Source organism: Martelella sp. K41-7 (genome assembly GCF_055808365.1).
The window spans coordinates 1,699,962-1,724,690 of record NZ_CM147867.1 but is presented as its reverse complement, the minus strand read 5'-3'; the positions used below and the strand labels follow the sequence as shown (position 1 = coordinate 1,724,690).

At 58.7% G+C, this 24,729-nt stretch carries 18 protein-coding genes, 1 tRNA gene and 3 pseudogenes; 8 read left to right on the top strand and 14 right to left on the bottom strand.

Features of this window, described 5'->3' with window-relative positions:
- Positions 1 to 140 precede the first annotated feature (140 nt).
- From AC0L7L_RS08170 to AC0L7L_RS08160, 3 genes and pseudogenes are all read left to right on the top strand, one after another.
- Positions 141 to 1,176: pseudogene (locus AC0L7L_RS08170) on the top strand (IS110 family RNA-guided transposase).
- 592 nt (positions 1,177 to 1,768) lie between these two features.
- Positions 1,769 to 2,732, top strand: a pseudogene (locus AC0L7L_RS08165) (IS110 family RNA-guided transposase).
- A gap of 228 nt (positions 2,733 to 2,960) precedes the next feature.
- A tRNA-Ser gene (locus AC0L7L_RS08160) sits at positions 2,961 to 3,050 on the top strand.
- A 323-nt stretch (positions 3,051 to 3,373) separates the two neighbouring features.
- Here AC0L7L_RS08160 and AC0L7L_RS08155 read toward each other — a convergent pair.
- From AC0L7L_RS08155 to AC0L7L_RS08120, 8 genes and pseudogenes are all read right to left on the bottom strand, one after another.
- The gene (locus AC0L7L_RS08155) at positions 3,374 to 4,771 is read right to left on the bottom strand and encodes a hypothetical protein (protein ID WP_272211331.1); all 1,398 of its coding nucleotides are present in this window, start codon (positions 4,769 to 4,771) and stop codon (positions 3,374 to 3,376) included.
- Between the two features lie 31 nt (positions 4,772 to 4,802).
- Entirely contained in the window at positions 4,803 to 5,711 is a 909-nt protein-coding gene (locus AC0L7L_RS08150; RefSeq protein ID WP_473513299.1) for a phospholipase D family protein, read from the bottom strand.
- On the bottom strand, positions 5,711 to 7,264 hold the full coding sequence (locus AC0L7L_RS08145; RefSeq protein ID WP_473513297.1) for a hypothetical protein: 1,554 nt from the start codon (positions 7,262 to 7,264) through the stop codon (positions 5,711 to 5,713). The genes AC0L7L_RS08150 and AC0L7L_RS08145 overlap by 1 nt, the downstream gene beginning before the upstream one ends.
- Positions 7,265 to 7,348: 84 nt before the next feature.
- Positions 7,349 to 7,729 carry a hypothetical protein gene (locus AC0L7L_RS08140; protein ID WP_473513295.1) on the bottom strand — a complete coding sequence of 127 codons (381 nt, stop codon included), beginning with the start codon at positions 7,727 to 7,729 and terminating at the stop codon, positions 7,349 to 7,351.
- Positions 7,729 to 9,054 carry a recombinase family protein gene (locus tag AC0L7L_RS08135; protein WP_473513293.1) on the bottom strand — a complete coding sequence of 442 codons (1,326 nt, stop codon included), beginning with the start codon at positions 9,052 to 9,054 and terminating at the stop codon, positions 7,729 to 7,731. Before AC0L7L_RS08135 ends, AC0L7L_RS08140 begins: the two co-directional genes overlap by 1 nt.
- Positions 9,051 to 9,551: a DUF2924 domain-containing protein gene (locus tag AC0L7L_RS08130; RefSeq protein ID WP_272211325.1), complete on the bottom strand. Its 501-nt coding sequence runs from the start codon at positions 9,549 to 9,551 to the stop codon at positions 9,051 to 9,053. Before AC0L7L_RS08130 ends, AC0L7L_RS08135 begins: the two co-directional genes overlap by 4 nt.
- Positions 9,552 to 9,708: 157 nt before the next feature.
- Positions 9,709 to 10,795, bottom strand: a protein-coding gene (locus tag AC0L7L_RS08125; protein WP_473513291.1) for an IS3 family transposase whose coding sequence is annotated in 2 segments (ribosomal slippage) — positions 9,709 to 10,543 and positions 10,542 to 10,795 — 1,089 coding nt in all. Because the reading frame shifts where the segments join, the coding sequence is not laid out codon by codon here.
- Between the two features lie 69 nt (positions 10,796 to 10,864).
- Positions 10,865 to 11,409 (bottom strand): annotated as a pseudogene (locus tag AC0L7L_RS08120) (IS3 family transposase); the annotation flags it as partial.
- On the opposite strand from AC0L7L_RS08120, the gene AC0L7L_RS08115 reads away from it, so the two are divergent.
- Complete coding sequence (locus tag AC0L7L_RS08115; protein ID WP_334312904.1) at positions 11,408 to 11,986, top strand: DNA adenine methylase; 579 nt, start codon at positions 11,408 to 11,410, stop codon at positions 11,984 to 11,986. The pseudogene AC0L7L_RS08120 and the gene AC0L7L_RS08115 overlap by 2 nt on opposite strands.
- A 76-nt stretch (positions 11,987 to 12,062) precedes the next feature.
- On the opposite strand, the gene AC0L7L_RS08110 is transcribed toward AC0L7L_RS08115, so the two are convergent.
- Complete coding sequence (locus AC0L7L_RS08110; RefSeq protein ID WP_473513289.1) at positions 12,063 to 12,887, bottom strand: tyrosine-type recombinase/integrase; 825 nt, start codon at positions 12,885 to 12,887, stop codon at positions 12,063 to 12,065.
- Positions 12,888 to 13,194: 307 nt separating this feature from the next.
- On the opposite strand from AC0L7L_RS08110, the gene dusA reads away from it, so the two are divergent.
- A complete protein-coding gene (gene dusA / locus AC0L7L_RS08105; protein ID WP_473513287.1) occupies positions 13,195 to 14,205 on the top strand; it encodes a tRNA dihydrouridine(20/20a) synthase DusA in 1,011 nt (336 codons plus the stop codon).
- Between the two features lie 80 nt (positions 14,206 to 14,285).
- Here the strand turns inward: dusA and AC0L7L_RS08100 are convergent, their stop codons facing one another.
- The 4 genes from AC0L7L_RS08100 to AC0L7L_RS08085 all read right to left on the bottom strand — a co-directional run bounded on the left by AC0L7L_RS08100 (position 14,286) and on the right by AC0L7L_RS08085 (position 20,005).
- Positions 14,286 to 14,498 (bottom strand): DHHA1 domain-containing protein, encoded by a 213-nt coding sequence (locus AC0L7L_RS08100; protein ID WP_473513825.1) that lies wholly within the window; start codon positions 14,496 to 14,498, stop codon positions 14,286 to 14,288.
- Positions 14,479 to 16,938: an alanine--tRNA ligase gene (gene alaS / locus AC0L7L_RS08095; protein WP_473513285.1), complete on the bottom strand. Its 2,460-nt coding sequence runs from the start codon at positions 16,936 to 16,938 to the stop codon at positions 14,479 to 14,481. Before alaS ends, AC0L7L_RS08100 begins: the two co-directional genes overlap by 20 nt.
- Positions 16,939 to 17,100: 162 nt before the next feature.
- The gene (gene recA / locus AC0L7L_RS08090; RefSeq protein WP_272211320.1) at positions 17,101 to 18,183 is read right to left on the bottom strand and encodes a recombinase RecA; all 1,083 of its coding nucleotides are present in this window, start codon (positions 18,181 to 18,183) and stop codon (positions 17,101 to 17,103) included.
- A gap of 157 nt (positions 18,184 to 18,340) precedes the next feature.
- Complete coding sequence (locus AC0L7L_RS08085; RefSeq protein ID WP_473513283.1) at positions 18,341 to 20,005, bottom strand: SulP family inorganic anion transporter; 1,665 nt, start codon at positions 20,003 to 20,005, stop codon at positions 18,341 to 18,343.
- A 181-nt stretch (positions 20,006 to 20,186) separates the two neighbouring features.
- On the opposite strand from AC0L7L_RS08085, the gene AC0L7L_RS08080 reads away from it, so the two are divergent.
- Complete coding sequence (locus tag AC0L7L_RS08080; protein ID WP_272211319.1) at positions 20,187 to 21,041, top strand: AraC family transcriptional regulator; 855 nt, start codon at positions 20,187 to 20,189, stop codon at positions 21,039 to 21,041.
- Positions 21,042 to 21,074: 33 nt separating this feature from the next.
- Here AC0L7L_RS08080 and AC0L7L_RS08075 read toward each other — a convergent pair whose 3' ends face one another.
- Entirely contained in the window at positions 21,075 to 21,932 is an 858-nt protein-coding gene (locus tag AC0L7L_RS08075; protein WP_272211318.1) for a MurR/RpiR family transcriptional regulator, read from the bottom strand.
- Positions 21,933 to 22,192: 260 nt separating this feature from the next.
- Between AC0L7L_RS08075 and murQ the strand changes: the two genes are divergently transcribed.
- Positions 22,193 to 23,125: an N-acetylmuramic acid 6-phosphate etherase gene (gene murQ, locus AC0L7L_RS08070; protein ID WP_473513280.1), complete on the top strand. Its 933-nt coding sequence runs from the start codon at positions 22,193 to 22,195 to the stop codon at positions 23,123 to 23,125.
- Between the two features lie 63 nt (positions 23,126 to 23,188).
- Positions 23,189 to 24,703 (top strand): ABC transporter substrate-binding protein, encoded by a 1,515-nt coding sequence (locus tag AC0L7L_RS08065; protein WP_272211317.1) that lies wholly within the window; start codon positions 23,189 to 23,191, stop codon positions 24,701 to 24,703.
- Positions 24,704 to 24,729: the final 26 nt, after the last annotated feature.

The window sequence follows — 24,729 nt, the reverse complement described above, 5'->3', positions numbered from 1 at the left end:
CCTGCTGAAATCACTCAACTCTTTTTCGGTCAGATGGGGTGATTGGGGTCTCGCCCGAGCCCAGATGCGGGTGGCTGCTCCTGTCGGGATGTTAAAACGTGGTCGATTGGAATGGCCATAAGCATCGGGAAGGAGCAACCATGACGTATTTTGCCGGACTGGACGTGTCTTTGGAAGAGACCGCAATTTGCATTGTCGACGAGAGCGGTCGGATCGTGAAGGAAACGCAAGCGGCGAGCGAACCACAGGCCTTGTCGGATGCGTTACGGAAGGTCGATCTGCCGCTGGAGCGCATCGGACTGGAAGCGTGCTCGCTGACAGCCTGGCTTCACGACGGGCTGCGCGACCAAGGCCTGTCGGCGATCTGCATCGAAACGCGGGCTGCCAATGCGGCGATGAAGACGATGCCCAACAATACCGATCGCAACGACGCCCGCGCGCTTGCACAGATCATGCGCACGGGCTGGTATAGGCAGGTGCATGTGAAGAGCCGGCAATGCCGCCTCTTGCGCTCTCTTCTGGTCGCCCGTCGCACGATGTTGAACGAGATGCGTTCGATCGAAAACGTGGTGAGAGCAATGCTGCGCGAGGCCGGCGTCAAGCTCGGCACGCCGTCGCGCACCGCCTTTGCCGACCGCGTGCGCGCGTTGGCCGGCGCCGAGACGCAAGTGATGGCGATGGTCGAACCGCTTCTTGCGGTCCTCAGCGTCATGCTGAAGGAGCTCGCCCGCCTGACCAGGCAAGTTCAGGGCATCGTCCGCAAGGAGGAAGTCTGTCAGCGGCTGATGAGCGCACCCGGCGTCGGGCCGATCACGGCTCTCACCTTCCGCGCCACGATCGACCGGCCGGAGCGGTTCGGCTCCAGCCAGGCGGGGGCCACATCTGGGGCTGACGCCGGCGCGCTACCAGTCAGGCGAGACCGGTATTCAGGGCAAGATCAGCCGATGCGGCGACGAACTCGCCCGCACCGCGCTCTACGAGGCGGCGCATTCGCTGCTCGTGCGCTCGAAGAAATGGTCGAGCCTCAGGGCGTGGGGCATGAACATCGCCAAACGCCGTGGCATGGCGCGGGCCCGCGTGGCGGTGGCCCGCAAACTGGCGGTCATCCTGCATCGCATGTGGGCTGATGCAACCGACTTCCGCTTTGGAAAGCAGCCTGCCGCACTGGCGGCGTGACCCGAGGCAGATCAAAGGAGCAAGTAACACGAACAAAGCTTTCGCCCGAAAGGGCGAGGCCCGGATCGTTCCGTGGGGACGATGGGCGAGGCGATCTCGTTGAGAGTCCCGAACCTGCCGAACCAAGGTTTGCAAGGTCGTGAAACAGATTGAGACGCCTCGCTCTCCTGACCCCATCATGCGGCGGCCCCGAGAAAATCACCGGTGCGCCGACCGCGAAGAGAAGCGAGTGACCTGCGGAACGGTCCGAGAAAAAGTGCAGGAGCACCTTGACCACAACGACCCCAATCAGAGAAGGCTCTCAGTCGTCGTGGCGCTGCCTTGTAAAACCTGTCCCATAGTGCTTCCCTCCAAGTTTGAGAAAATATTGCACCATCAAAGTCCGGGACTGAACATCTTATGTGCCTCTGGCCTGCTAGATTAGCCCCGTTATCGCTCCCGGCCAGGACCGGCGGCGGGGTGGGATACAGCGCTTAACACCTTATGGCATGACCACGTTCGCTAGCAGGCTGATCCCGCCTCTCTTCACCGTCTCGAACTGTTGATGGCGGCCCGTTCGCGGGACCGCGAAGCATAAGGAAGAGAGAGCGACATGATAGCAGCGACGACAATGATCGGTATAGATGTGTCCCGCGATTGGCTTGACGGTTTCTGCAGTTCAAGTGGTCGGCACTTCCGCCTTCCCAATAGTTGTGAAGGTCACATCCAGTTGCTGGCCCGTCTCCAACTCATGCCGGGTTTGGTACGGGTTGGATTCGAGGCGACCGGCGGGCAGGAGTGGGCGCTTTGGGTCTTCCTCGTCGCGGCGGGGGTCAAGGCTGTGCAACTCCCTCCGGCACAGATCAAGGCCTTTGCCCTTTCCCGAGGAACTCGCGCAAAAACAGACCGGATCGACGCGGAACTCATTGCCAGGTTCATGCTGTCCCGCCCGGAGGCCGGGCGGTTACTTCCGAACAGAAACCTTCGGGTTCTCAAAGCGTTGACGACCCGGCGCGCTCAGATCTTTGACATGCGCAAGCGACTTGCGGCGCAAATCTCCGCACGTGAAAAACAAGGTGTGGCAGAAGACGTCGCCGAAATGGACAATGTCCTGAGAGCAATGCTGGACGACCAGATCAGGGATGTTGAGCGCCGGATCGAGAGCGCCATTTCCCAAGACGACAGTCTGGCTGCAAAAGCGCGGTTGCTGCGATCCATTCCCGGTATCGGCCCGGTCTCGGCAGCTATGCTGATCGCCGAGATGCCCGAGCTCGGACGAGATGAACGCAGGCGAGGCCGCGGCCATGACCGGGCTCGCCGCCGTGCCGCATGACAGTGGCACGATGCGCGGCAGAAGGATGATAGCAGGAGGCCGACGATCTCTGCGACATGTGCTGTTCCAAGCCGCGCTCGCCGCCGCGTGCCACAATCCGGTGCTGAAGCCTCTCGCAAAGCGCCTGAAGACACGTGGAAAACGCCACAAGTTCGTCATAATCGCAATCGCACGCAGGCTGGTCACAATCGTAAACGCAGTCCTCAAGGCGGCCACACCTTGGCGTTCAGAAGCCTCCACCTAAACACAGTTGCTAGAACCTTTCGCTTTTTCATTGCGGAAATATTGGCGTGAAAGTCATGAACGAACCTCGAACACACTGTACGGATTTTGCACCGGAGAAGTGACAGGTTCCGTTCTCGTTCTTGCTTCATTCTGTAAACTTCTGCATGGCGTTGGTTTCTGTGGAGAGGACAAGATTTCGAAAAAACATCTTGATCTCAATGGCATTTAACCCTAAACGGGCGTCATCGGAGAGGTGGCCGAGTGGTCGAAGGCGCTCCCCTGCTAAGGGAGTATACCAGTGATGGTATCGAGGGTTCGAATCCCTTCCTCTCCGCCATTTTCCCCATTGCGAACCAGTGACACCGCCCTGACGGGCACGGATTTTTCCGTGTTATCAAAGGGGTTTACGGGAAATGACCGAACCTCATAGACGCGCCGCCTAGCTGAAGCTGGGCTCAGAATGGCCCTCAGTCTCAGTTTGGGCGAACCTCGCCCATTGCGGTTCGGCCCTCTTTCCTTACGCTTTTTCAATGACCTGACTTCGATCTCCGCCAAAACCCAAACGCGCGTTCCGAACGATATCCATGCCAACGGAGATCGAACACGCAGTAGGCGCATTGCTCAGGATCGCAGCGAAAATCCAGGCGGCGTTTGGGGTGCTTATGGATGAGGAATAGGATCGAGCGCCAGTCTGACCGTGAAGCGCTCGTTCAGCCGGTCATTGATTTCGCCGATCTCGTGAGTGTCATCTTCTTGCAGCGAAATCACCGCACGAACTTGGGTCTCAACGTCTTTCGCCAGCTGATCAAGTGGCTTCAAGATGGGATTGCCGGGTCCAGTTGATCGAGCGCCAGCAACAGCAATCTGCGCCGCAAACCTCGCGAAGGCGAGGTATTCTATGACGCGGTGGTGTTCGCTTTCGTCCGCTTCGACATCGAGCGCATTAAGAGCACGCATCGCCTTGAAATGCTGATTGAGCAGACGCCCAACCAAACGCGGCCAGTCGCCGTTTTTTCCGCTGATTGGCAGAACGTGAAGATCGCTGTCGCCGCCTCCTGCAGGCTGAGCATATGCGAGAATAATCTGCAGCAAGGTTCTCAGCCGCACAAGCTCTGTGGTGGTGATGCGTTGTCCGGCCAAGTCTTTGCTACGCGCCTCAAAGGCTTTTACAGCTTCCTCGATCTTCTTTGCTGTCGCCTTCACCCGCTGTCTCGCTGCTTTTTCTTCGGCGGCCTTTGCAAGCTGAGCAGTTTCCGGTTCGTCGTCGCCTTCGGATGAAGGCTCGGTATTTCGGAGGTCAATTTCTGACTGTCGCCGAAGATCATCCTCATCCTCGCTCGACAAATCACTCGCCATGAGGCCGATTAGTCTGTTCAGGCACATGCTGACAAGATCGGCGGCCCCATCCTGGCGCTTTGCCAAAACGAAGGCATTGCGGCTGTCCTCGGCCTTTGCTCGGCTACGAGCCCGGACAAAAGCTTCATAGGACAGTACCCGGAGTTCGGGTTGCTCATCGCTTCCACTGGCTTCGACCACAGCTCTGCCGACATGCTCCGCAGAGACCGGTTGTTCTCCAATATCAAGCATTTCCAACTCGTTGATGGCCTGGAGCAGGAACAGGTCCTCGTAGGTCGTCTCCGATAGGAAATCTGCGATCTTACGCTTCTTGCCCCGGTGCGGAGGCAAGGTTCGGATCAGAAGCGCGTCAAGATCGACAATGATGGTCGGTACTGAAAGCCCGCCCTCAAACTGAACCCTTGCCGTTCGAGGGCGCAGGTCTGGAGTGGGAAGGTCCCATTCAAACCGAGACGATGTGTCGATCTGAATTCGGTCACCTAACTCGACGCCGTCTCGATCGTATAGCTGCAGTGACAAGGCGCGATCCGAGGCTGGAGCAGGCGGGGTCCAGTTCAGTCGATGTCTCTGCAAGGTGAACGCGCCGCCATCCCGTGCCTGTAAGCCGTCATTGATGTTGGTTGTAATCAGCCGCGGGAGAATTTCGTCCCGATCCAGTGGGGTCTGCCGATATCCGTCGAGTTTCAAAGCGCGAAGAGCCATGCCGGGCTCTACGCGTTTGTATAGGCCCAGTTCAGCGTTTCCCCTTGGGATAGTCGGTCCCAGCAGAGCCGGAAGGGAGCAGTTCATGCTGCCTGAAATCACGTGGTCCCATTCTTTGCCGCAGGCGATAAAGGCTTTGGCATGGACGAGACCGAGAGGACCGTTCGTCCCTCAGATCAAAGAGTTCCACCGTAGCGCCATCCAACACCGACGCGGGAAACTGCGCGGCCAGCGGGTCGATCAGTATATCCGTGGGCGGCATTCCAAGGACTTCACGCAAGCGCGTAAGGCCCTCGAGCTTAGCATCCCAGTAGGGCGATAGCACAACCAGCCGCTCAATTTCATCACCGGCCACTGCAGCCTCGATCTGGTCGAGGAACGTCTGGTCCGATTTGTCGGCGAGAAGGCGGATATCCGATTGATCGCCGGGGGTTTCGATTTCCGCAGCCTCTCGAAGCCATGGCGAATACCGAAAGGCGCGACTCAGAGCGTCCCCAAACCAGGGATCCTCCGCTGGAACGTAGCTTCGGAGGTAGTTTAGCGCCTCGCCAAAGAGAGCCGCATTGTCCTTGTCAGTAGCTGAGTACCTGACATCTGCGACCAGCTCTTTGTTGCCCGCCAGTCCGAGGGCGGTCAGGTTCGCTGATCCAATCAGCAACCGTCCTTTCTCAGGCCCGACCAGTAGGGTCATCTTGGGATGAAACGCGCCACCTACTGACACCTTCGCTAGATGATAAAGCGCTCCGGCGTATCTCGGTGCTCCATATTCGGCGAAGCTCATATTCAGCATCGCTTTGTCCGCCAATATGGCGATGTTCCGGCAGCCAGCGCCTCTCAGTTTCGGGAAAGGTACATCCTCAAAGGCTTGCGCGGAAAAAGCATAGGTTGTCATGAACGCCGAATGAAACCCCGTCTCGCTAAAGACATCGTAATACTTCATCAGCGCTCAAGCTCCTCGAGGCCAAGCGGAGTTACGCCGCGATCATCAAGGAATTTGACGTCGCGGAGGAACTGCACAGCTTGGTCGATCCGAGGACTGCTCGGCGAGACTCGAAAAAAGTCACGGAAACGAAGAGCGCCGTCGTCTGGCTCGAAGAGGAACGTATAGGCCTTCTGATTGCGGAATTTTCGGGAAGCGACCCAAAGATGTCGGCGAAAAATGCGTTCCCTCAGAAGTTCCGCAAGAGCCGTCTGGACGGGCAAATCATGCCGCAATTCTATGAATTTCATCTCGCTTACCAGAGATTGAAAATGCTCTGCACTCCCTAGCCACTCCAGAATGGAACGGTCGAGCTGTTTACCTTTCAAGGACAGTGCCGCAATCACTGACCACGCCGACTTGACTGCCTGCTCATCCTCTGCGGCGGTCAGCGCTTCCTGCATCGCGTGTGCCGCGGTCTTCGCGTGATTTTCAAGATCGGAAATATCGATCTGCTCAAGGATCCACTCCTGCAAAGATTGGTTGCCTGGAAGGCCTGCCATATCCATCACACCCTCAATCACGCCGTCTAGGGACATGCTGTGGGGCGGGGCATTGGTCAGGATGCGTAGACCCGCAAAAAGCAACGTTTCGTACGCCAACCGAAAAAGGTCACTGGCCTGGTACAGCGCCCATACGGGTTGAAGTTCGGACGAGTCCATCCCTTCATCCACTCCGGTAGTGGCACCAAACCAGTCCCACTTCGATTCCTCGGATTTTGGGGGCCGTCCACGCTGGGCGGCTAGGCGCAGCAACATCTTGAGGGTTTGACTTCTGGTCTGGTCGCTTTCTGCCGCCGATGCATGCCGCCCGAAGAGGATAGCTGCGAGTTCACGCTGTTCCGGGCTTCCGGGATTGATGTTCGACGGCTTGATTGGTGCGAGGCGGTCGAGAGTGGCTAGCGTTACGTCTCCGGCCGCAACCGTTTCCAGAAATACATCGGCCAGATCTCCAATAGCTTGTTGGAAGGCATCAGCCAGAGGCAGTGCAGCTTCTTTGCAGAACGGAACAGGCAGGTTGGGATCGTCCATCTTCACGAGCCCCATCTCACGCATTTGGCTGGCGTAGATACCGCCAAAGGCGCCACCCTTGTTGCGAAGATAGCGAAGGTTCGCGTCCGATTCTGGGTCAGCGCCAGTTCTGAAATCGACCAGCGCATCTGCGTTCTCTGAATCAACCAAACCAAGCTGTCGGTTCGCCCAATCAATACCAGCTACGCCGAGCTCGACGTCACCGCGTGCGCAAGTCAGAGCAAAGAGAGCCTCCGCTCGGCGCTGAAAACGTCGGAATGCCTCATATTCATTCGTGACACCTTGCTTCTTTGCATAAGCCTCCAATAGCCACGCGAAAAAGGAATAGTATCTGAGGCGCAACGTGATCGTGCTGATGCCAGGCAATAGAGACTGATAGACAAGCTCGATTGGCCTCTGCATTCCCAGAGGGTCGAGGCCAGTTTCCTGCCCGATATCGGTCCATTCTGGAAAGCCGGGGCCTAAATCAATTTCGTCCAGCATTTTCTGACGCTTCCAAAACCGAGAGTTGTCATCAGAGTAGTTTGGAAGCCTTCACAATGGGAAGCGAAACCTGTCGATCCCTATTCAGTCAAACACCTTTTCCGGCTGCTCGGCCCACGGCAGTTCCGCCACGCCGCAGAGGTCGAAGATCGACAGCACCGTGGGTTCGCGTCGCAGGACCAGCCGCTCCAGCACCGACGGTGCAAGCCATGCCAGCCGGATCACGCGGCTGACATAGCGGTCAGATATGCCTTCCTCTCTGGCGAGGTCGGCGATGGTGGTGACGTCGCCGCGCTCGAGCCTGCGCCGCCAGTCCCACGCGCGGCCGACTGCGCGCAGCAAGCGGGCATCCTGGCCGCGATCCATGGCAACCTCGATCTCCTTGGGAGGCAGGATGCGGGGGCGGCCGCCGCGATTGCGCATTGTGAGCGGGATGTGGACGCGCAGGGTTTCTGGCTCTGCCATCACACCACCTCTGGCTTGGCCGGGGCCATCAGAGCGGCAATCGCGCCCAAGCCCTCATGGCGCAAGTCGACCGCCAGCCCGGCCTCGCTGGCTGTAACTCGCGCCACCAGAAGCCTGACCACGCGCGCCTGTTCGGCCGGGATCAGCGCGTTCCACATCTCGTCGAACTGGGTGAGCGAGGCGCTGATGTCCGTCTCACCAAGGTCTGGCCGATCCTTGCGCAGGGTCCGTGACACCCGCGCAGCGACCTCGGGGGTGCGCAGCAGGCGGCGGATTTCGCCAACCACGGCATCCTCGACCATGCCACCCGGCAACCGCTGCGGCCCGCGCAGCTCTGCCTTGGGGCGTTTCTTGATCACGTCCATCGAGACGTAGTAGCGATAGCGGCGCGTGCCTTTCTTGGTGTGATGCGGAGTCATGGCCACGCCGGTCTCGGTGAAGATCAGCTCGCGCAGCAGCGCGGGTGAGGGTTCCTGAGCCGCGGCCTTCCTAATATACCGGTTGTTCGCGATCACCTCATGCACCTCATCCCAGAGCGTCTCGTCGATGATCGCGTCGTGCTCGCCGGGATAGGCGGTGCCCTTGTGCACCGCGAGGCCGCGATAGACCTTGTTGTGCAGCGTCTTGAGCAGCGAGGTCTTGTCGTAGGGCCTGCCGGTCTTGGTGAGGATCGCCCGCGCATCTAACTCGCGGACCACCTGCGCCGTGGAACTTGACCGCGCGTATAGCGTGAAGATCGTTCGCACCGCCTCGGCCTCGTCCGGATCCACGATCAGCTTGCGGTCTTTCACGTTGTATCCCAGCGGCACCGGCCCATCCATCCAGATGCCCTTTTTGCGGGACGCAGCGACCTTGTCGCGGATCCGCTCGCCGATGACTTCGCGCTCGAACTGGGCAAAGCTGAGCAGGATGTTGAGCGTCAGCCGCCCCATCGACGTGGTCGTGTTGAATGACTGCGTGACGGAGACGAAGGTGACGCCGTGCTTGTCGAAGATCTCGACAAGCTTAGAGAAGTCCATCAGCGCGCGGCTGAGCCGGTCGATCTTGTAGACGACGACGATGTCGATCAGCCCGTCCTCGATGTCCGCGATCAGATCCTTAAGCGCGGGCCTTTCCAGCGTGCCGCCGGAGAAGCCGCCGTCGTCGTATTTGTCGCGCAGGCAGACCCAACCCTCGGCCTTCTGGCTGGCGATATAGGCCTCACAGGCCTCCCGCTGGGCGTCGAGACTGTTGAACTCCATGTCGAGCCCTTCCTCGCTCGATTTTCGAGTGTAGATGGCGCAACGCAGGCGGCGGGGCGGTTGCGGCTGTGTCTGGCGCGTCATTTGCTGATCCTCGGGCGTGGTGTGAAGCCGAAGAACTTCCACCCGTTCCAGTTCGCGCCGGTGATCGCCCGTGCAGCCGCAGAGAGCGACTTGTACCGGCGCCCCTGCCATTCAAATCCTTTCGGCAAGACGGTGACGCAGTGCTCGACACCGTTCCACTCTCGGACCAGCTTGGTGCCCGGCATCGGGCGTCGTGGGTCCGACACCATCTGACCGGGTTCGCCGGAGGCCACCTCCGCCGCCAGAGCATCCAGCGTCCGCCGGGTGTCGCGGCCAATGCCACCGAGGGCCAATTCCTGGATGCGGTAGCCAAGCCGCAGCTCGAGGTTCTGGCGGCTGGTGTTCGGCGCGGGCGCATCAAAGACCGCCGCCCATTTCTCGCGCAGCTCCGGCACGGTCATCGCCTTGAGCGCGACCAGGTCCGCCAGGACAGCGTGGCCCTGCACAGGGCCAAGGCCAATTCTCTTTCCTACTGATTTCGTTGTCACTTTTCTCATTTGTCCTCTCCAACTCGGGTTCGCAACTGGTGACGACGACGGCGAACAAGGGCGAGGATGTCCTGCGAACTGTCTCCGTCGTTCGCAGAATTCTCATTTATTTTTGGTGGGTTGGCGCGGTAATCCTCCCCTTTTTAACGGGGCTTTTTGGTAAAATTCACGCAGCCATTTTCAGTTTCTGTGCGGGTGTCATTCCGCCGATGCCCATATTGGGTCGCTCGTTGTTATAGCTCCATAACCATTGTGTGGCGAACGCCTGCGCCTCTTCGATACTCTCGATGATGTATTGGTCAAGCCATTCGTGTCGTACTGTCCGGTTGTAGCGTTCGACATAAGCGTTCTGCTGCGGCTTTCCAGGCTGGATGTAATTCAGCGCAATGCCCTGATTTTCAGCCCAGTCCATAAGCCTTCCACTGACATATTCCGGGCCATTGTCAACACGTATTGCCAGCGGTTTGCCGCGCCACTCAATGATCTGGTTCAGGCTACGGATGACACGCTCCGCAGGTAGAGAGAAATCGACCTCAATGCCAAGCCCCTCACGGTTAAAGTCATCCAGAACATTCAAAAGCCGAAACTGCCGGCCATCGGCCAGCCGATCCGCCATAAAGTCCATGGACCAGACCGCGTTCGGCGTTGTCGGGACATTGAGTGTATCCGGTTTTTCCCGTTTCAGCCGCCGGCGTGGCTTGATCCTGAGGTTCAGCTCAAGCGCGCGGTAGATGCGATAAACACGCTTATGATTCCAGCGCCGTCCCTGTACGTTCCGCAGATAGAGAAAACAAAGGCCAAAGCCCCAGTTCTTCTTTGCCTGCGTCAAGCCGGTCAGAAGATCGGCGATCTGTTCATTCTCATCATTGCGTTTGCCTTTGTATCGGTAGCAAGTTTCGCTGACACCGAACGTTCGGCAGGCAAGTGCTATGCTCACCCCACGTATCGCCACGGCTTGCGCGGCCACCTCCCGGCGTAGAGATGGCCGCGTCATTTTTTTCCAAAGCCTCTTTCAGCAGTTCGGTTTGCATGCTCATCTCCGCATACATCTTTTTCAGACGGCGGTTCTCGTCTTCCAGCGCTTTCATCTGGCTGATCATCGACGCATCCATGCCGCCATATTTGGCCCGCCATTTATAAAAACTCGCTGAACTCATCCCGTGCTCCCGGCAAAGTTCAGGCACAGGAACGCCACCTTCTGCCTGACGCAGAATGCCAATAATCTGTGCTTCGCTAAATCTCGTCTTTTTCATCAAAATCTCCTCAGTCATAAAACCCGAGAAAATTCTACTTTTGAAGCCCATTATTTTTCGGGGGGATTACCCATTCTGGCTCATCAGCCGGCCGACACGGCGATGCCCTACATCCAGGCCGAGTTCCTTCAGCTCTTCAGTCATGCGCGGTCGGCCATAACTGCCAAGAGATAGGGCGAACTGTTCGCGGATGTGCGCCAAGACAACCATATCCTTGCGTTGGCTTGGGCTCAGGGGACGGCTGCGGTATGCACGATACCCTCTCGGGCTGACATCGATAATCTGGCACAGCCGCTCGATGGGCGACATGTCAGCATTCTTTGCGATGAAAGCAAACCTCATTTGCTTCGCTCCGCAAAGAACTGGGTGGCCTTTTTTAACACCTCCCTCTCCTCCCGGAGCAAGCGGTTCTCTTTCCGCAGCTCGGCGACCTCGCGCTCGAGATCGGACTGGGTGGTTGGCTTCTCAGGATTGCGCCGATCTTGCTGGATCCAACGGCTCAGCGTCGAGAAGCCGACGTCAAAATCCGCCGCCACCTGCCTACGCGGCAAGCCGCTGGTCAAAGCGCCCCGCACTGCCTCAGCGCGGAATTCCGGGGTCGGTTTTTGTGCCATGATGTTTCTCCTTTGTGGCAAAATACCAAGTCAAAGGAGCGGAACAATTCCGCGACAGGTCCAGCTTACGGACCTTGAGCGTTCTGCTCGCTTTTTCTATCTCCAGCGCCTCGCCTTCGGTGGCAAAGTCACGGGCCGCAGTTTCGGCGATGAACGCCATGGGCCAGCCCGCTTCGATCTCACGCGGCTTGGCCCGATCCTGGAAGAAGTGCACGAATGCCTCTCCGGTGTCGTCATCGAAAACCTCGACTGGCGCGCCTTCATCGATCGCTATGATAGGGAAGGGGCGTTGTTCTATCTCGATCCGCCCTACTACGGCTGCGAGACGGATTACAGCAAGGACAGTTTCAAGCGCGCCGACTTTGCCGAACTGGCCGACCGGCTCGCGAGGATCAAGGGGCGGTTCATCCTGTCGCTGAACGACCGGCCTGAGGTGCGCGAGATATTCTCGACCTTCCAGTTTGCCGACGTGAAGCTCGACTACACGATCGGCAGCGGCGAGCAGAAGGCCGTGGGCGAGGTAGTCATTGTTGATCGTTCTGATGATGCCGAAAATCGCAACTACCTGCTCTTCTGAGCGGGTGTCTATCCTATGTACCGCTTGTTCAGGCCGTTTCGGGCATCCATTCCCAGTTTTCGTATTTGTCTCCTCGTTACCGGATATGGGAATAGCGCTTGAGGGAGACCCACGAGCGATGGCCGGAGACGGCAGCGGCGTGCGGAATGTTGTAACCGATTTCGAAGAGCCGGCTTATACCTTCGTGACGCAGATCGTGGAAGTGCAGGTCTTCGATGCCGATCAGCCGGCAGGCCCTTGTGAAGTTGGCGCTGATGGATTCCGGCGCGTAGGGAAAAACCCTTTCGTCTTTCTGCTGCGCGCGCTGGATGACGGCCATTGCCGGCGCGGGCAGGTCGCACCAGTTGTCGTTTCCCATTTTTTGTCCCGGGTTCTTCATGTCGCGCACGAGCACGCGGTTGTTCTGCTCGTCGAGGTCAGCCCAGGTGATGCGGCAGATCTCGTCTTGTCTACGCGTGGAGAAGAGCGCAAACAAGACGATCTCGTCCATGGGCATGGATTGCGGCGCCTGAATACTTCGCTGCCGGAAAAACGTCAGCAGACGGTCGATCTCCTCTAGTGCTGGCCGGCGATCGCGCTGCCTACTTTTTGAGGTCATACCCAGCCGCTTGGCAACGATCACGCCATCCTGCATTGCCTGCCTGTCAAGCGGATAGCCCCACGCAGGTCGCGCAATTGCAAAGACAGATGAGAGATGAGACAGATAGTTCGCAACGGTCTGCGGTTTCTTGTCAATCGAAAGCTCGCGCGCCAGCGCGATGATGTGTGCGCTGGTAATCTCCTCACAAGGGAGGTCGGCGATATCGAAACCTTTCAGCGTGCGAAGGACCTGCTCCTTGGTCCTGCCCATGGGGGCCGCGTTTTCTGTGATGTACTGGTCGATAACGTCCGCAAGCGTCACGTTTCCGTGCCTGGCACGTTCAAGGCCGCCCGGCTCGAACAGGTCGCCCTCGCGCTTGTTCATCCACGCCACTGCGAGCTTCTTGCGGTCGAAGGTCTGGCTCTCGCTGTGGACTGTTTTACCGTTTCGCTTTATGCGAATTTGCGCCGTATATGACATTCTGCCATTTCTGCGCTGTATTCGAGCTGTTATTGTTCCCATGGGTGCTACACGTTTTCTCCGGATGCTACATTGTAGCACTAGCACTCCAAAAATGAGCTGAAAAAGGCATAAAATAGGATAAAAAACTTATATTGAAATGAGCGAAATGCAGGAAAAAGAGAATAAAGTCAACGATATAGCCTCAAGGCGTTTCGCCGTTGCACCGATGATCGATTGGACGGATCGGCATTGTCGATATTTTCATCGGCAGATGATGGCTGGCGGGCAGGTTTATACCGAGATGATTGTTGCTGACGCTGTTTTGCATGGGGATCGGGAGCGGTTGCTGGGATTTGATGCCGCAGAACACCCGGTCGTTCTGCAACTTGGCGGGTCGGACCCGCACAAGCTGGCTGAGGCTGCGCGGATCGGTGCGGATTTTGGCTATGACGAGATCGGTCTGAATGTCGGCTGCCCGTCGGACCGGGTACAGTCGGGTGTTTTCGGTGCCTGTCTGATGCAGTCTCCGGAGGTTGTAGAAAAGGCTGTCGTGGCGATGAAAGAAGCCGTCGACACTCCCGTGAGTGTGAAATGCCGCATTGGCGTTGACGATCAGGATCCGGAAACGGTGTTGCCCGACTTCGTGGGGCGGATGGCAGGTGCCGGGGCGGATGCGCTCTGGGTTCATGCCCGCAAGGCCTGGCTAAAAGGGCTTAGCCCGAAGGAAAACCGCACAGTCCCGCCGCTTGATTATCCACTGGTTTACCGCATGAAGACGGAGTTCCCCGATTTCTTCATTGGCATCAATGGCGGCATTGCCAGCCTGGATGAGGCCGAATTACATCTAAGCCATGTCGATGGCGTGATGCTGGGGCGGGCTGCCTATCAGACCCCCCGTTTGCTGGCAGATGTCGATCACCGTATATTCGGCATGGCGGAAAAGCAGCTCGACCTGAAGGTGTTGTGCGAAACGATGATGGATTATGCTGACCGGCAGATGGGAAAGGGGGTGAGGCTGTCGCAGGTCACCCGACACATGATCGGGCTCTTCAGCGGTTATGCTGGTGCGAGGCGCTATCGCCAGGTCCTGTCCACCGAAGCGACCAGTCCCGGCGCAGGGCCGCAGGTCATCGCCGACGCTTTCAATGCGATAGCCCCTGACGCCGAAATAGTCTGACTTTCCTGTCGTTCTGCTTGTCTTTGTTGATTGTGCCACTGGCTGTGGCACAATCAACGCAGTTCACTTCAGTCTGAAGTCTATGCCAGTGTTGCGCGGATCGCTGCGATGGCGTCTTCAGCCTTATCACCGTCGGGACCGCCGGCCTGAGCCATGTCCGGCCGTCCGCCGCCGCCCTTGCCGCCAAGCGCTGCTGCGGCGAGGCGCACAAGATCAACTGCGGAGACGCTGTCCGTCAGGTCTGGAGTGACGGATACGACGACACTCGCCTTGTTATCTTCCGCAGTGCTGATGAAGACCAGAACGGTGCGGGTCCTGTCTTTCTTGGCGCTGTCCGCCAGTGCCCTTCAGTTCCTTGGCGGCGACGCCGGAAAGAACTTTGGCAGCCAGCGAAATGTCACCGATTTTCTCGGCTTCGTCGGAGGCGCCGGAGCCGCCGAGAGCGATTTGCTTTCGGGTTTCAACGAGCTCGCGTTCGAGCCGGCGACGTTCTTCCGATAGAGCGACAACCCGGTTCGCGACCTCGTCAGGCTGGACTTTGAGGCTTGCGGCCAGCGCCTTCACCTTGTCATCCTGTGCGGTAAGGTAGCGGCGCGCATCAACACCGGTCAGTGCCTCGATGCGCCGGACACCGGCGCCTACAGCGCTCTCGCCGACTATGCGGATCAGGCCGATTTCGCCTGTAGCGCACACATGGGTGCCGCCGCAAAGCTCAAGCGAATAGGTTTTGCCGGCCTTGTCGCCGGTGGTCGCCGTACCCATCGACACGACGCGGACCTCTTCGCCATATTTCTCACCGAACAGCGCCATGGCGCCCTCGGCGATGGCATCGTCGACCCCCATGAGGCGGGTGGAGACCGGCGCGTTCTGCAGCACGATCTCGTTGGCCATGTCCTCGACGACGGCAAGCTCTTCCGCGTTCATCGGTTTGGGATGGGAAATGTCGAACCGCAGACGCTCCGGTGCCACCAGCGAGCCCTTCTGGGCGACATGGGGGCCAAGCTTCTGGCGCAGCGCTTCGTGGAGCAGGTGGGTTGCGGAATGGTTGGCGCGAAGGCGCGACCGGCGCGCGTGATCGACTGCGAGGGTCACGGGCTCACCGATCTTGATCTCGCCATCCTCGATTTCACAATGATGGATGAACAGGCCACTGCCCTTCTTATGGGTGTCGGTCACACGGAGTTTCGCAGTGTCGGTCGAAATCATGCCGGTATCGCCCATCTGGCCACCGGATTCACCGTAGAACGGTGTCTGGTTGACGACCACGGCAACTTTATCGCCTGCAGAAGCCGTTTCGACGGCTGAGCCGTCTTTCACCAGCGCCAGCACCACGCCTTCGGCCTTTTCGGTTTCATAGCCGAGAAATTCGGTGGCTTCGTGTTTGTCGCCGAGCTCGAACCAGATGGTTTCGGTTGCCGTATCGCCCGAACCAGCCCAGTGGGCGCGGGCTTCGGCGCGCTGGCGGTGCATTGCGTCCTGGAAACCGGTGAGGTCAACGTGGATATCGCGCGCACGCAGGGCATCCTGGGTCAGATCGAGCGGAAAACCATAGGTGTCGTAAAGCTTGAAGGCTGTCTCTCCGTCGAGGCTGTCACCCTTGGAAAGGTTGCTTGTGGCCTCTTCCAGCAGGGTCAGGCCGCGGTCGAGGGTTTTGCGGAAGCGGGATTCTTCCAGCTGCAGCGTTTCCGAAATCAGCGATTCAGCGCGCTGCAATTCGGGATAGGCACGTCCCATCTCGCGGACGAGCGTCGGCAGCAGCCGATAGATGATCGGCTCCCTTGCGCCAAGCAGTTCAGCATGGCGCATGGCACGGCGCATGATCCGGCGCAGCACATAGCCGCGGCCTTCATTCGACGGCAGCACGCCATCGGCGATCAGAAAGGCAGACGAGCGAAGGTGATCGGCAATCACCCGGTGGCTTGCCTGGCGTTCGCCTTCGGCCTTCACGCCGGTCAGCTCCTCGGATACACCGATGAGCTCTCGAAACAGGTCGATATCGTAATTGTCGTGTTTGCCCTGCAGTACGGCGGCGACCCGCTCAAGCCCCATGCCGGTGTCAATCGACGGGCGGGGCAGGTTTTCGCGCCGTTCCGGCGTGATCTGCTCGTACTGCATAAAGACCAGGTTCCAGATCTCGATGAAGCGGTCACCGTCTTCTTCCGGTGATCCGGGCGGGCCGCCCCAGATGTGGTCGCCATGGTCAAAGAATATTTCCGAGCACGGGCCGCAGGGTCCGGTATCGCCCATCGACCAGAAATTGTCGGAGGTCGGGATCCGGATGATGCGCTCCTCGGGCAGGCCGGCAATCTTGCGCCAGAGTTCGAAGGCCTCGTCATCTTCGTGATAGACGGTTGCCAGAAGCTTGTCCCTGGGCAGACCGAACTCCTTTGTGATCAGCTCCCAGGCCAGCGAAATCGCCTGTTCCTTGAAGTAATCGCCGAAGGAAAAATTGCCCATCATTTCAAAGAATGTGTGATGGCGGGCGGTATAGCCGACATTGTCCAGATCGTTATGCTTGCCGCCGGCGCGCACGCATTTCTGTGCCGTCGTTGCGGTCGAATAGGGGCGGTGTTCAAGGCCAGTGAAGACGTTCTTGAACGGCACCATGCCAGCATTGGTGAACATCAGGGTCGGGTCGTTGTGGGGCACAAGCGGACTGGAGGCGACGACCTCATGTCCGTTCCGCTTGAAGAAGTCGAGAAAGGTCGACCGGATTTCATTCACGCCACTCATAATATGCCACGCCCCTTCGTATATCGGTGTTTTCTGCCGAGACTTTCACGGCTTTTAGCGACAGGCGCGGCCACTGTCCAGACAAGACAAAACAGCGGCCTGTTAAAGCCGCTGCTGGATGACTGTTGAAATTGCATAACCGCTGTATGATCAGCAGGCAGATCAATCGTCTTCGGTTCCGGTCGCCTGGTCTCCCTCGCCAGAATCCAGAAGCCCCTCGGAGAGAAGTCCTGCATTTTGACGCAACGCCAGTTCGATCTCGTCGGCAAGTGTGGGGTTTTCCTTCAGGAAGGTCTTGGCATTCTCACGCCCCTGGCCGAGCCGTTGACTGTTATAGGAGAACCACGAACCGGATTTCTCCACGATGCCGGCCTTGACCCCGAGATCGATCAGTTCGCCCGTCTTGGAGACACCTTCGCCATACATGATATCGAACTCGACCTGCTTGAAGGGTGGGGCCATCTTGTTCTTGACGACCTTGACACGCGTCTGGTTGCCGACCACCTCATCACGGTCCTTGACCGCACCGATGCGACGGATGTCAAGACGGACGGAGGCGTAGAATTTCAGTGCATTGCCGCCTGTCGTGGTCTCGGGCGAACCGAACATGACGCCGATCTTCATACGGATCTGGTTGATAAATACCACCATACAGTTCGAGCGTGAGATCGATGCCGTCAGCTTGCGCAGCGCCTGGCTCATCAGCCGTGCCTGGGAACCCGGCAGGCTGTCGCCCATCTCGCCTTCGATTTCAGCGCGCGGGGTAAGAGCCGCAACCGAGTCGATGACGATCACATCCAGCGCGCCGGAACGTACCAGCGTATCAGCGATTTCGAGCGCCTGCTCGCCGGTATCGGGCTGGGAAATCAGAAGGTCGTGTAGGTCGACGCCGAGTTTGCGGGCATAGATCGGGTCAAGCGCATGCTCGGCATCGATGAAGCCGCAGGTGCCGCCACCCTTTTGCGCTTCGGCGATGGTCTGCAGCGCCAGAGTGGTCTTGCCGGAGCTTTCCGGGCCGTAGATTTCGATAATACGGCCGCGCGGCAGGCCGCCGATACCAAGGGCGATGTCAAGACCCAGCGAGCCAGTCGAAACGGTCTCGATCTCGACGATGCTGTCCTGGGCGCCGAGCTTCATGATCGAGCCCTTGCCGAAGGAACGTTCGATCTGGGAAAGTGCTGCTTCCAGCGCTTTACTCTTGTTCACGGATTTTTCCTCAACGAGTTTGAGTGAATTCTGTGCCATCGACTTTATCCCTTGTTTCGCCCGCCGCCTAGGTGAGGCCCTGATTTACCTATTCGTACCCTATTTGTTCTCATGTTTCAATCCCCCTGTGATCATTGAAAATAGGGCACTTTTCAATCTATGTTCTTTTTATGTTTCGCGGTGAAAGAGATGTGGATCAATGCTTGTCTGTCCCGGCATCCGGTCTGGCGGCAGCGTTTGCAATCATCTCGGCTGCAGCGTCAAGATCGGCGCAATAGATGACGTGGTTCTCATCGATGCGGTGGGCAGCGAGAATGGACTTCACCTCTGGCGCAACGCCGGTGAGCAGGACGCGGACATGGCGGGAACGCGCACGCCTGACTGTACTTTCCAGAACATTGGCTGCGGACAGATCGATGTAGGATACCTCCGAGAGATCGAGAACGAAGTTTGTCGCGCGGTCGGCGATGCGGTCAAGCACCGAACCGACGGTTGTGGCGGCGCCGAAGAAGAACGCGCCGGAGATGCGATAGACGATGGTGTCTGGGTCGGTGTTGACGATGGGATGTTCGCTTCGGGCGTTGTAATCGTCATAGGGACTGACAGCGACATCGCGACCCATGCGGTCGATGAACAGCACGGCACCGAGCGCAAAGCCCGCGACGATGCCTTCGGTCAGGTCACGGAAGACAACGAGAAGCAGGGTGACTGTGAGGATCACTGCGTCGCCGCGCGAACTTCTGAAGAGCGCGCGGATTGCGGGCTTTTCGATCATGCTCCACGCCACAACTGCCAGGACTCCGGCAAGAGCTGCCAGCGGAATGAAGCGGGCAAGCGGGGCGGCGACCAGCATGAAGATCAGCAGAAAGGCTGCATGCAGCATGCCGGAAAATGGACTGGTGGCACCGGCGCGGACATTGGTGGCAGTGCGCGCGATTGTGCCTGTGACGCAGATGCCGCCAAAAAAACCAGAGGCGATATTGGCGATGCCCTGGCCGATGAGCTCCATGTTGGAGCGATGCCGCCGGCCGGTCATGCCGTCAGCGACGACGGCCGACAGCAGCGATTCGATTGAGCCCAAAAGTGCGAAGGCGAAGGCATCCGGCAGAACTGAAATCACCTTTTCAATCGACAAGGTCGGCACTGAAGGAGGCTGCAGGCCGCGAGGCAGGCCACCGAACTGACTGCCAATGGTTTCCACCGGCAGCTGCAGCAAGGTGGCGGCAAGCGTGGCGATCGCAACTGCTATCAGCATGCCGGGCCAGCCGGGTCTGAGCTTTCTGAGCGCGACGATAAGGCCGATCGTGCCGATGGCGATGGCGAGTGCGGCGAAATTGGTGGTGCCGACGAATTGCGCCAGATAGGCAACCTTGTCGGCAAACGGTCCCGGTTCCTTGTCCGGCAGGTCGAGCCCGAGGATCGCCGATAGCTGGCTGGCAAAGATGATGATGGCGATGCCCGCGGTAAAGCCGACGGTCACGGGGTAGGGGATAAAGCGGATATAGGCACCGAGGCGCAGATAACCGGCGGCGATCATGATCAGCCCGGAAATGATCACCGCGAGCATCAGCCCGTCCAGGCCGTGGCGCTCAGCTGAGGCGGCCACGAGAACGATGAAGGCGCCCGCAGGTCCGCCGATCTGGTGGCGGCTCCCGCCGAATAGCGAGACAAAGAAACCACCGACGATGGCGGCGTAAAGTCCGCGATCCGGCGAGACGCCGGATGCTATCGCGATGGCCATGGAAAGCGGCAGCGCGACGATGGCGACGGTCAGGCCGGCGATAGTATCAGCCTTCAGCCGCGAAAGGTCATAACCTTCCTTTAGAACGCTGACGGTCTTGGGGACGAGACGTGTAGGCATGACTTTGCGACCTTGCGCGAGAATGGGATAATGTCATCGATGCTTATCAAATCAGCCGGCGCACGCAAAGGGCGCCTTGAAAGGCGAAAGGTCGCGGTAACATTCCGCAAGATTTGTCAAATCGGCTCGTGCTTCAACGCATGGGCCGAGTGAACGGGCCAAGTTTTAACGGAAAGAGACAATGAACAGTGAACCGGATTTTCAGACCTACCAGCAGCGCCTGATGCGGGTGAGCGCACATATCCATAACCATCTCGATGATGACCTCGACTTTGCGACGCTGGCCGAAGTTGCCTGCCTTTCGCCATGGCACTGGCATCGCATCTATCGCGGCGCCTATGGCGAAACCATCGCAGCGACAGTGCGGCGGTTGCGGTTGCACCGTGCCGCGGGTGAACTGGTGAACTCCGATACCCCCATCGAGGTGATTGCCAGCCGGTCCGGATCATCGGGTGTTCAGGCCTTCACGCGTCTCTTCCGTCAAGCCTATGGCATCACACCGGCGCGTTACAGAAATGAAGGTCGGCACAAGGTGTTCGATCAACCGGTCAAGCAATGGGAGAGTGACATGTATGACGTTGAACTGCGCAGCATGAATGCGCGACGGCTTGCGGGTCTGCCGCATCGTGGATCGTATATGGATATTGACAAGGCATTCGGGCCTGCCGCCGGATTGATGGCCGCAGCCGGCGCCTTCGGGCCTGATACGGAAATGATCGGGGTTTACTACGATGACCCCGGCATTACGGATGAAGCCGCGCTGAATTCGTTTGCCGGGCTGACTTTGCCGGAGAGCGCCGAGGTGCCTGAGGGGTTGGAAAGCCGGACGGTTGCGGGCGGCCGCTATGCGGTGCTGACCCACACGGGTCCTTATGCCGAATTGCACAAGGCCTATCACTGGTTTTATGGAAGCTGGCTGCCAGCTGCGGGTCAAGAGCCGGCCGACGCTCCGCCCTGCGAAATCTATCGCAACAATCCGCGTGACACACCGCCTGGTGAACTCATCACCGAGATCTGCGTGCCGCTGAAAGCCTGAGGGGCTGGCAGGCCGCGCTTTGCTGGCGCTTCGTCATTTCTCGGAGCCGAGTTTAAGCGCGGTCACGGCCTCACCGCTATCGGCGATATAATCGCCGGCGTCTTCCTGGCGCTGAAGTAGCAGAATGAACAGGAAGTCGGTCAGCATCAGCTGGGCGTCGCGCGAGGTGATCGCGGAAGAGCGTACCCGCTCTTCGTCGGCGATCGTATAGAGCGTGATATCGGCATGTCGTGCAATCGGGTTTTGCTGCGGCCCGGTGATCGAAACGACCGCCGCGCCGCGCTTGCGGGCAAGTTCTGCAATCCGCACGGTCTCGATACTGGTGCCGGAATGGGAAAGCGCAAACAGCACATCGCCGGCTTTCGCGGCCGAGACATTGGCCATCTGAATGTGGCTGTCGGCATCATGGAGTGCATAGCGCCCGAGCTTCTGCAGTTTCAGGCAGAGGTCGCGGGCCACCAGTGACGAGGCGCCGACACCGGCCACATGAATGCGTGTTGCCGTGTCGATCAGCTCCAGCGCGTGTGCAATCTCGCGTTCGTCATTGGCTGCCATGGTCTGCTGCATGGCGTGCATCTTGCTCGCCAGCATTTTCTGGGCAACAGTCGCCGGGCTGTCGGCGAGTTCAATCGTGCTGTGCAGTGCGCCGGGTGTGCCCCATTCGCGGGCAGAGGCCTTGCTGAGCGCGAATTTCAGGTCCTGATAGCCGGAAAATCCAAACTTCTGGGCAAATTTGACCACGCTGGACTGGCTGCGGCCGGTCTCTTCGGCAAGGCGCGCTGAAGACAGGCGCAGAACCTCTTCGGGATGGTCCAGAATGAAACGGCCGATCTGGCGGTCCGCCGGCGCAAGGCTTTCAAGCTGTGCTTCGATCACGTTCAGAACGGACACCGGTCTTCCTCTCGTTCAGCCTGCGTTCGGCGCGGAATAATAAATTCCCTAATCCCGGAATACAACGGAATGATTGCGAAAGCGTAACGACCTATCGTGGCCTTGGGCAGCCCGCGGACAGAGCCGGTATGCCTTTTCTGTATGGAATAAATTATTCTGAATTGGATTTGACAAATGGAATTTGCGATTATAGCGTTCGTGTGAAGTCGCGGTGACGAAAAACAACAATACGCACCGCCTGCCATAAAGGGGAACTGATTGTGAATTTGCTGGCCGGCGAGCTTGAAAAACTGGTTTCCGAGGGGCGTAATCCGCGCACGCTCGAACTCGACCTGCTGTCAACGCGCGAAATCATCGAGAAGATCAATACAGAGGATGGCGCCGCCGCAATCGCGGTCGGGCGCGAGGCCGAAGCCATAGCCGAGGCCGTCGAGCGCATTGTCGACGCCTTCAACGCCGGCGGCCGTCTTGTCTACATAGGTGCTGGTACCAGTGGCCGGCTTGGGGTTCTGGACGCATCCGAGTGCCCGCCGACATTTTCCGTGCCGCCCGGCATGGTCGTCGGCCTGATCGCAGGCGGCCAGAAGGCGCTCACCACGGCGGTCGAGGGCGCCGAGGACGACCCGGTGCTGGGCGCTGAAGACCTGAAGACAATCAGCCTGAGCGCGAAGGACGTCGTCGTCGGGATCGCCGTCAGCGGCCGCACGCCCTATGTCATCGGCGCTTTGAACTATGCCAGGCAAACCGGGGCGGTAACCATCGCTCTGTCCTGCAATCCGTCCTCCGCGATCGCGGAAATCGCCGATATTTCAATTGCGCCTGTTGTCGGCCCGGAAGTCCTTGCAGGGTCCACCCGCCTGAAATCCGGCACGGCCCAAAAACTCGTTCTCAACATGCTGAGCACAGCCAGCATGATCCGCATCGGCAAGGTCTATCAGAACCTGATGGTCGATGTGACGGTCTCCAATGCCAAGCTTTATGCACGTGCCATGCGCATCGTGATGGAGGCCACCGGCGTTTCGGACGATACCGCCGAAAGCCTGCTCTGGAAAACCGGAAACGACGTCAAGCTCGCCATTCTGATGGCGCTGTCAGATGTGGAATTGCAGGAGGGCCGCGATCTTCTGACGGAGACGGGCGGTTTTCTGCGCAAGGCGATCAATCAGAAGACGGCGAAAAGCCGCAAAAGCTGAAGTCTCTCCGGTGCCGGCAAAGGCCCGCATCGGCAACACTCAATAATCTCGAGGGATATGATCATGGGAAGACCCCGCTTTAAAAATCTGGTTTCCGCGGTTGCCGTTGCCGCCGCGCTCGGTGCGGCATTTCCGGCAACGGCTGCAACGCTCAACATGGCCTGGTCGCAGGATGCCACCGGTCTCGACCCGCACAAGCAGACAGCGTTTTCGTCGCTGCGCCTGCTGGAGCTTGTTTACGAGCCGCTGGTGCGTACCGACAGCGATCTCAATATCGCACCGGCTGTCGCCACCTCCTGGGAATTTTCCGAGGATGGCCAGACATTGACCTTCAAGCTTGATGCAGATGCAAAATTCTCCAATGGCAACAAGGTTATGACTTCGGATGTTAAAGCTTCATTTGAGCGTATTCTGAATGAGGAAACCGGGGCTTCGGCGCGCGCCAATTTCCTGTCTATCGAAAGCATCGACACCCCGGACGATGAAACCGTGGTGTTCAACCTGTCGCAGCCGGACGTACCGTTGTTGACCGCAATGTCCTCGATCAATGCCGCAATCTTGCCGGCAGGCCTCATCGAGGCGGGTATGATCGGAACCGAAACGCTCGGCTCCGGACCTTTCGTTCTGGATAGCTGGGAGCCCAATTCCCGCGAAGTGCTGAGCGTCAACGAGAACTGGGCCGGTGGTGCTGTTGGTGTTGATGGCATCAACATCTCCGTGCTGCCTGATGAAACCGCAATCCTCGCAGCACTGCGCACCGATCAGGTGGATTTCGCACTGATCAATGATCCGCTGGTCGCGACGCTGGTGCCGAGTAATCCAAACCTGTCGCTCAACCGTGAGCCGGTGCTGAATTATCATGTGCTTCAGCTGAATGCTGAAGAGGGCGCGATGACGGAAGAAAAGGTCCGTCAGGCCATCTCCTGCGCCATCGACCGTCAGGATGTGCTGGATGCCGCCCTTCTGGGCGAGGGCAAGGTAACCGGACCGCTGACCATGCCGGCTTACGCGTCCGATCCGTCCGATCTCCTCTGCTATGCACCCGATCTTGAAAAGGCGAAGGCTCTGATGGCTGAAGCCGGATACGAGGACGGGTTTTCCGCCAGCGTGATTGCCGCGACCGGCGAGCCGCCGACGGCTGCTGCCGAAGCGCAGGTGATCCAGTCACAGCTTGCCGAAATCGGCATCGATCTCGAAATCGAAATGATGGAGCTCAACGTTTATATCGACCGCTGGCTGAAGGGCGATTTCGACATGGCGGTGGCGCTCAATGGCGGACGCACCGACCCCTACACCATGTATAACCGCTACTGGACCAAGGACGGCAATCTGGCCCATGTCGCTCATTACGGAGATGACATGCTCGATAGCCTGATGCAGCAAGGTCGTGTCGAGACGGACCCGGAAAAGCGCAAGGAGATCTTTGCCGAATTCTCCAAGCATATCACCGATGTCTCTCCGTGGATCTGGCTTTACACCGGCTACAGCTACACGGCTGCGAACGACAAGGTCAGCGGTTTTGAGGCCAACCCGACGGGCTCGCTGTTCGGACTTTCGGCTGTAACCGTCGGCGAATAAACCGGCTGGGCAAGAACAAGAGGCGC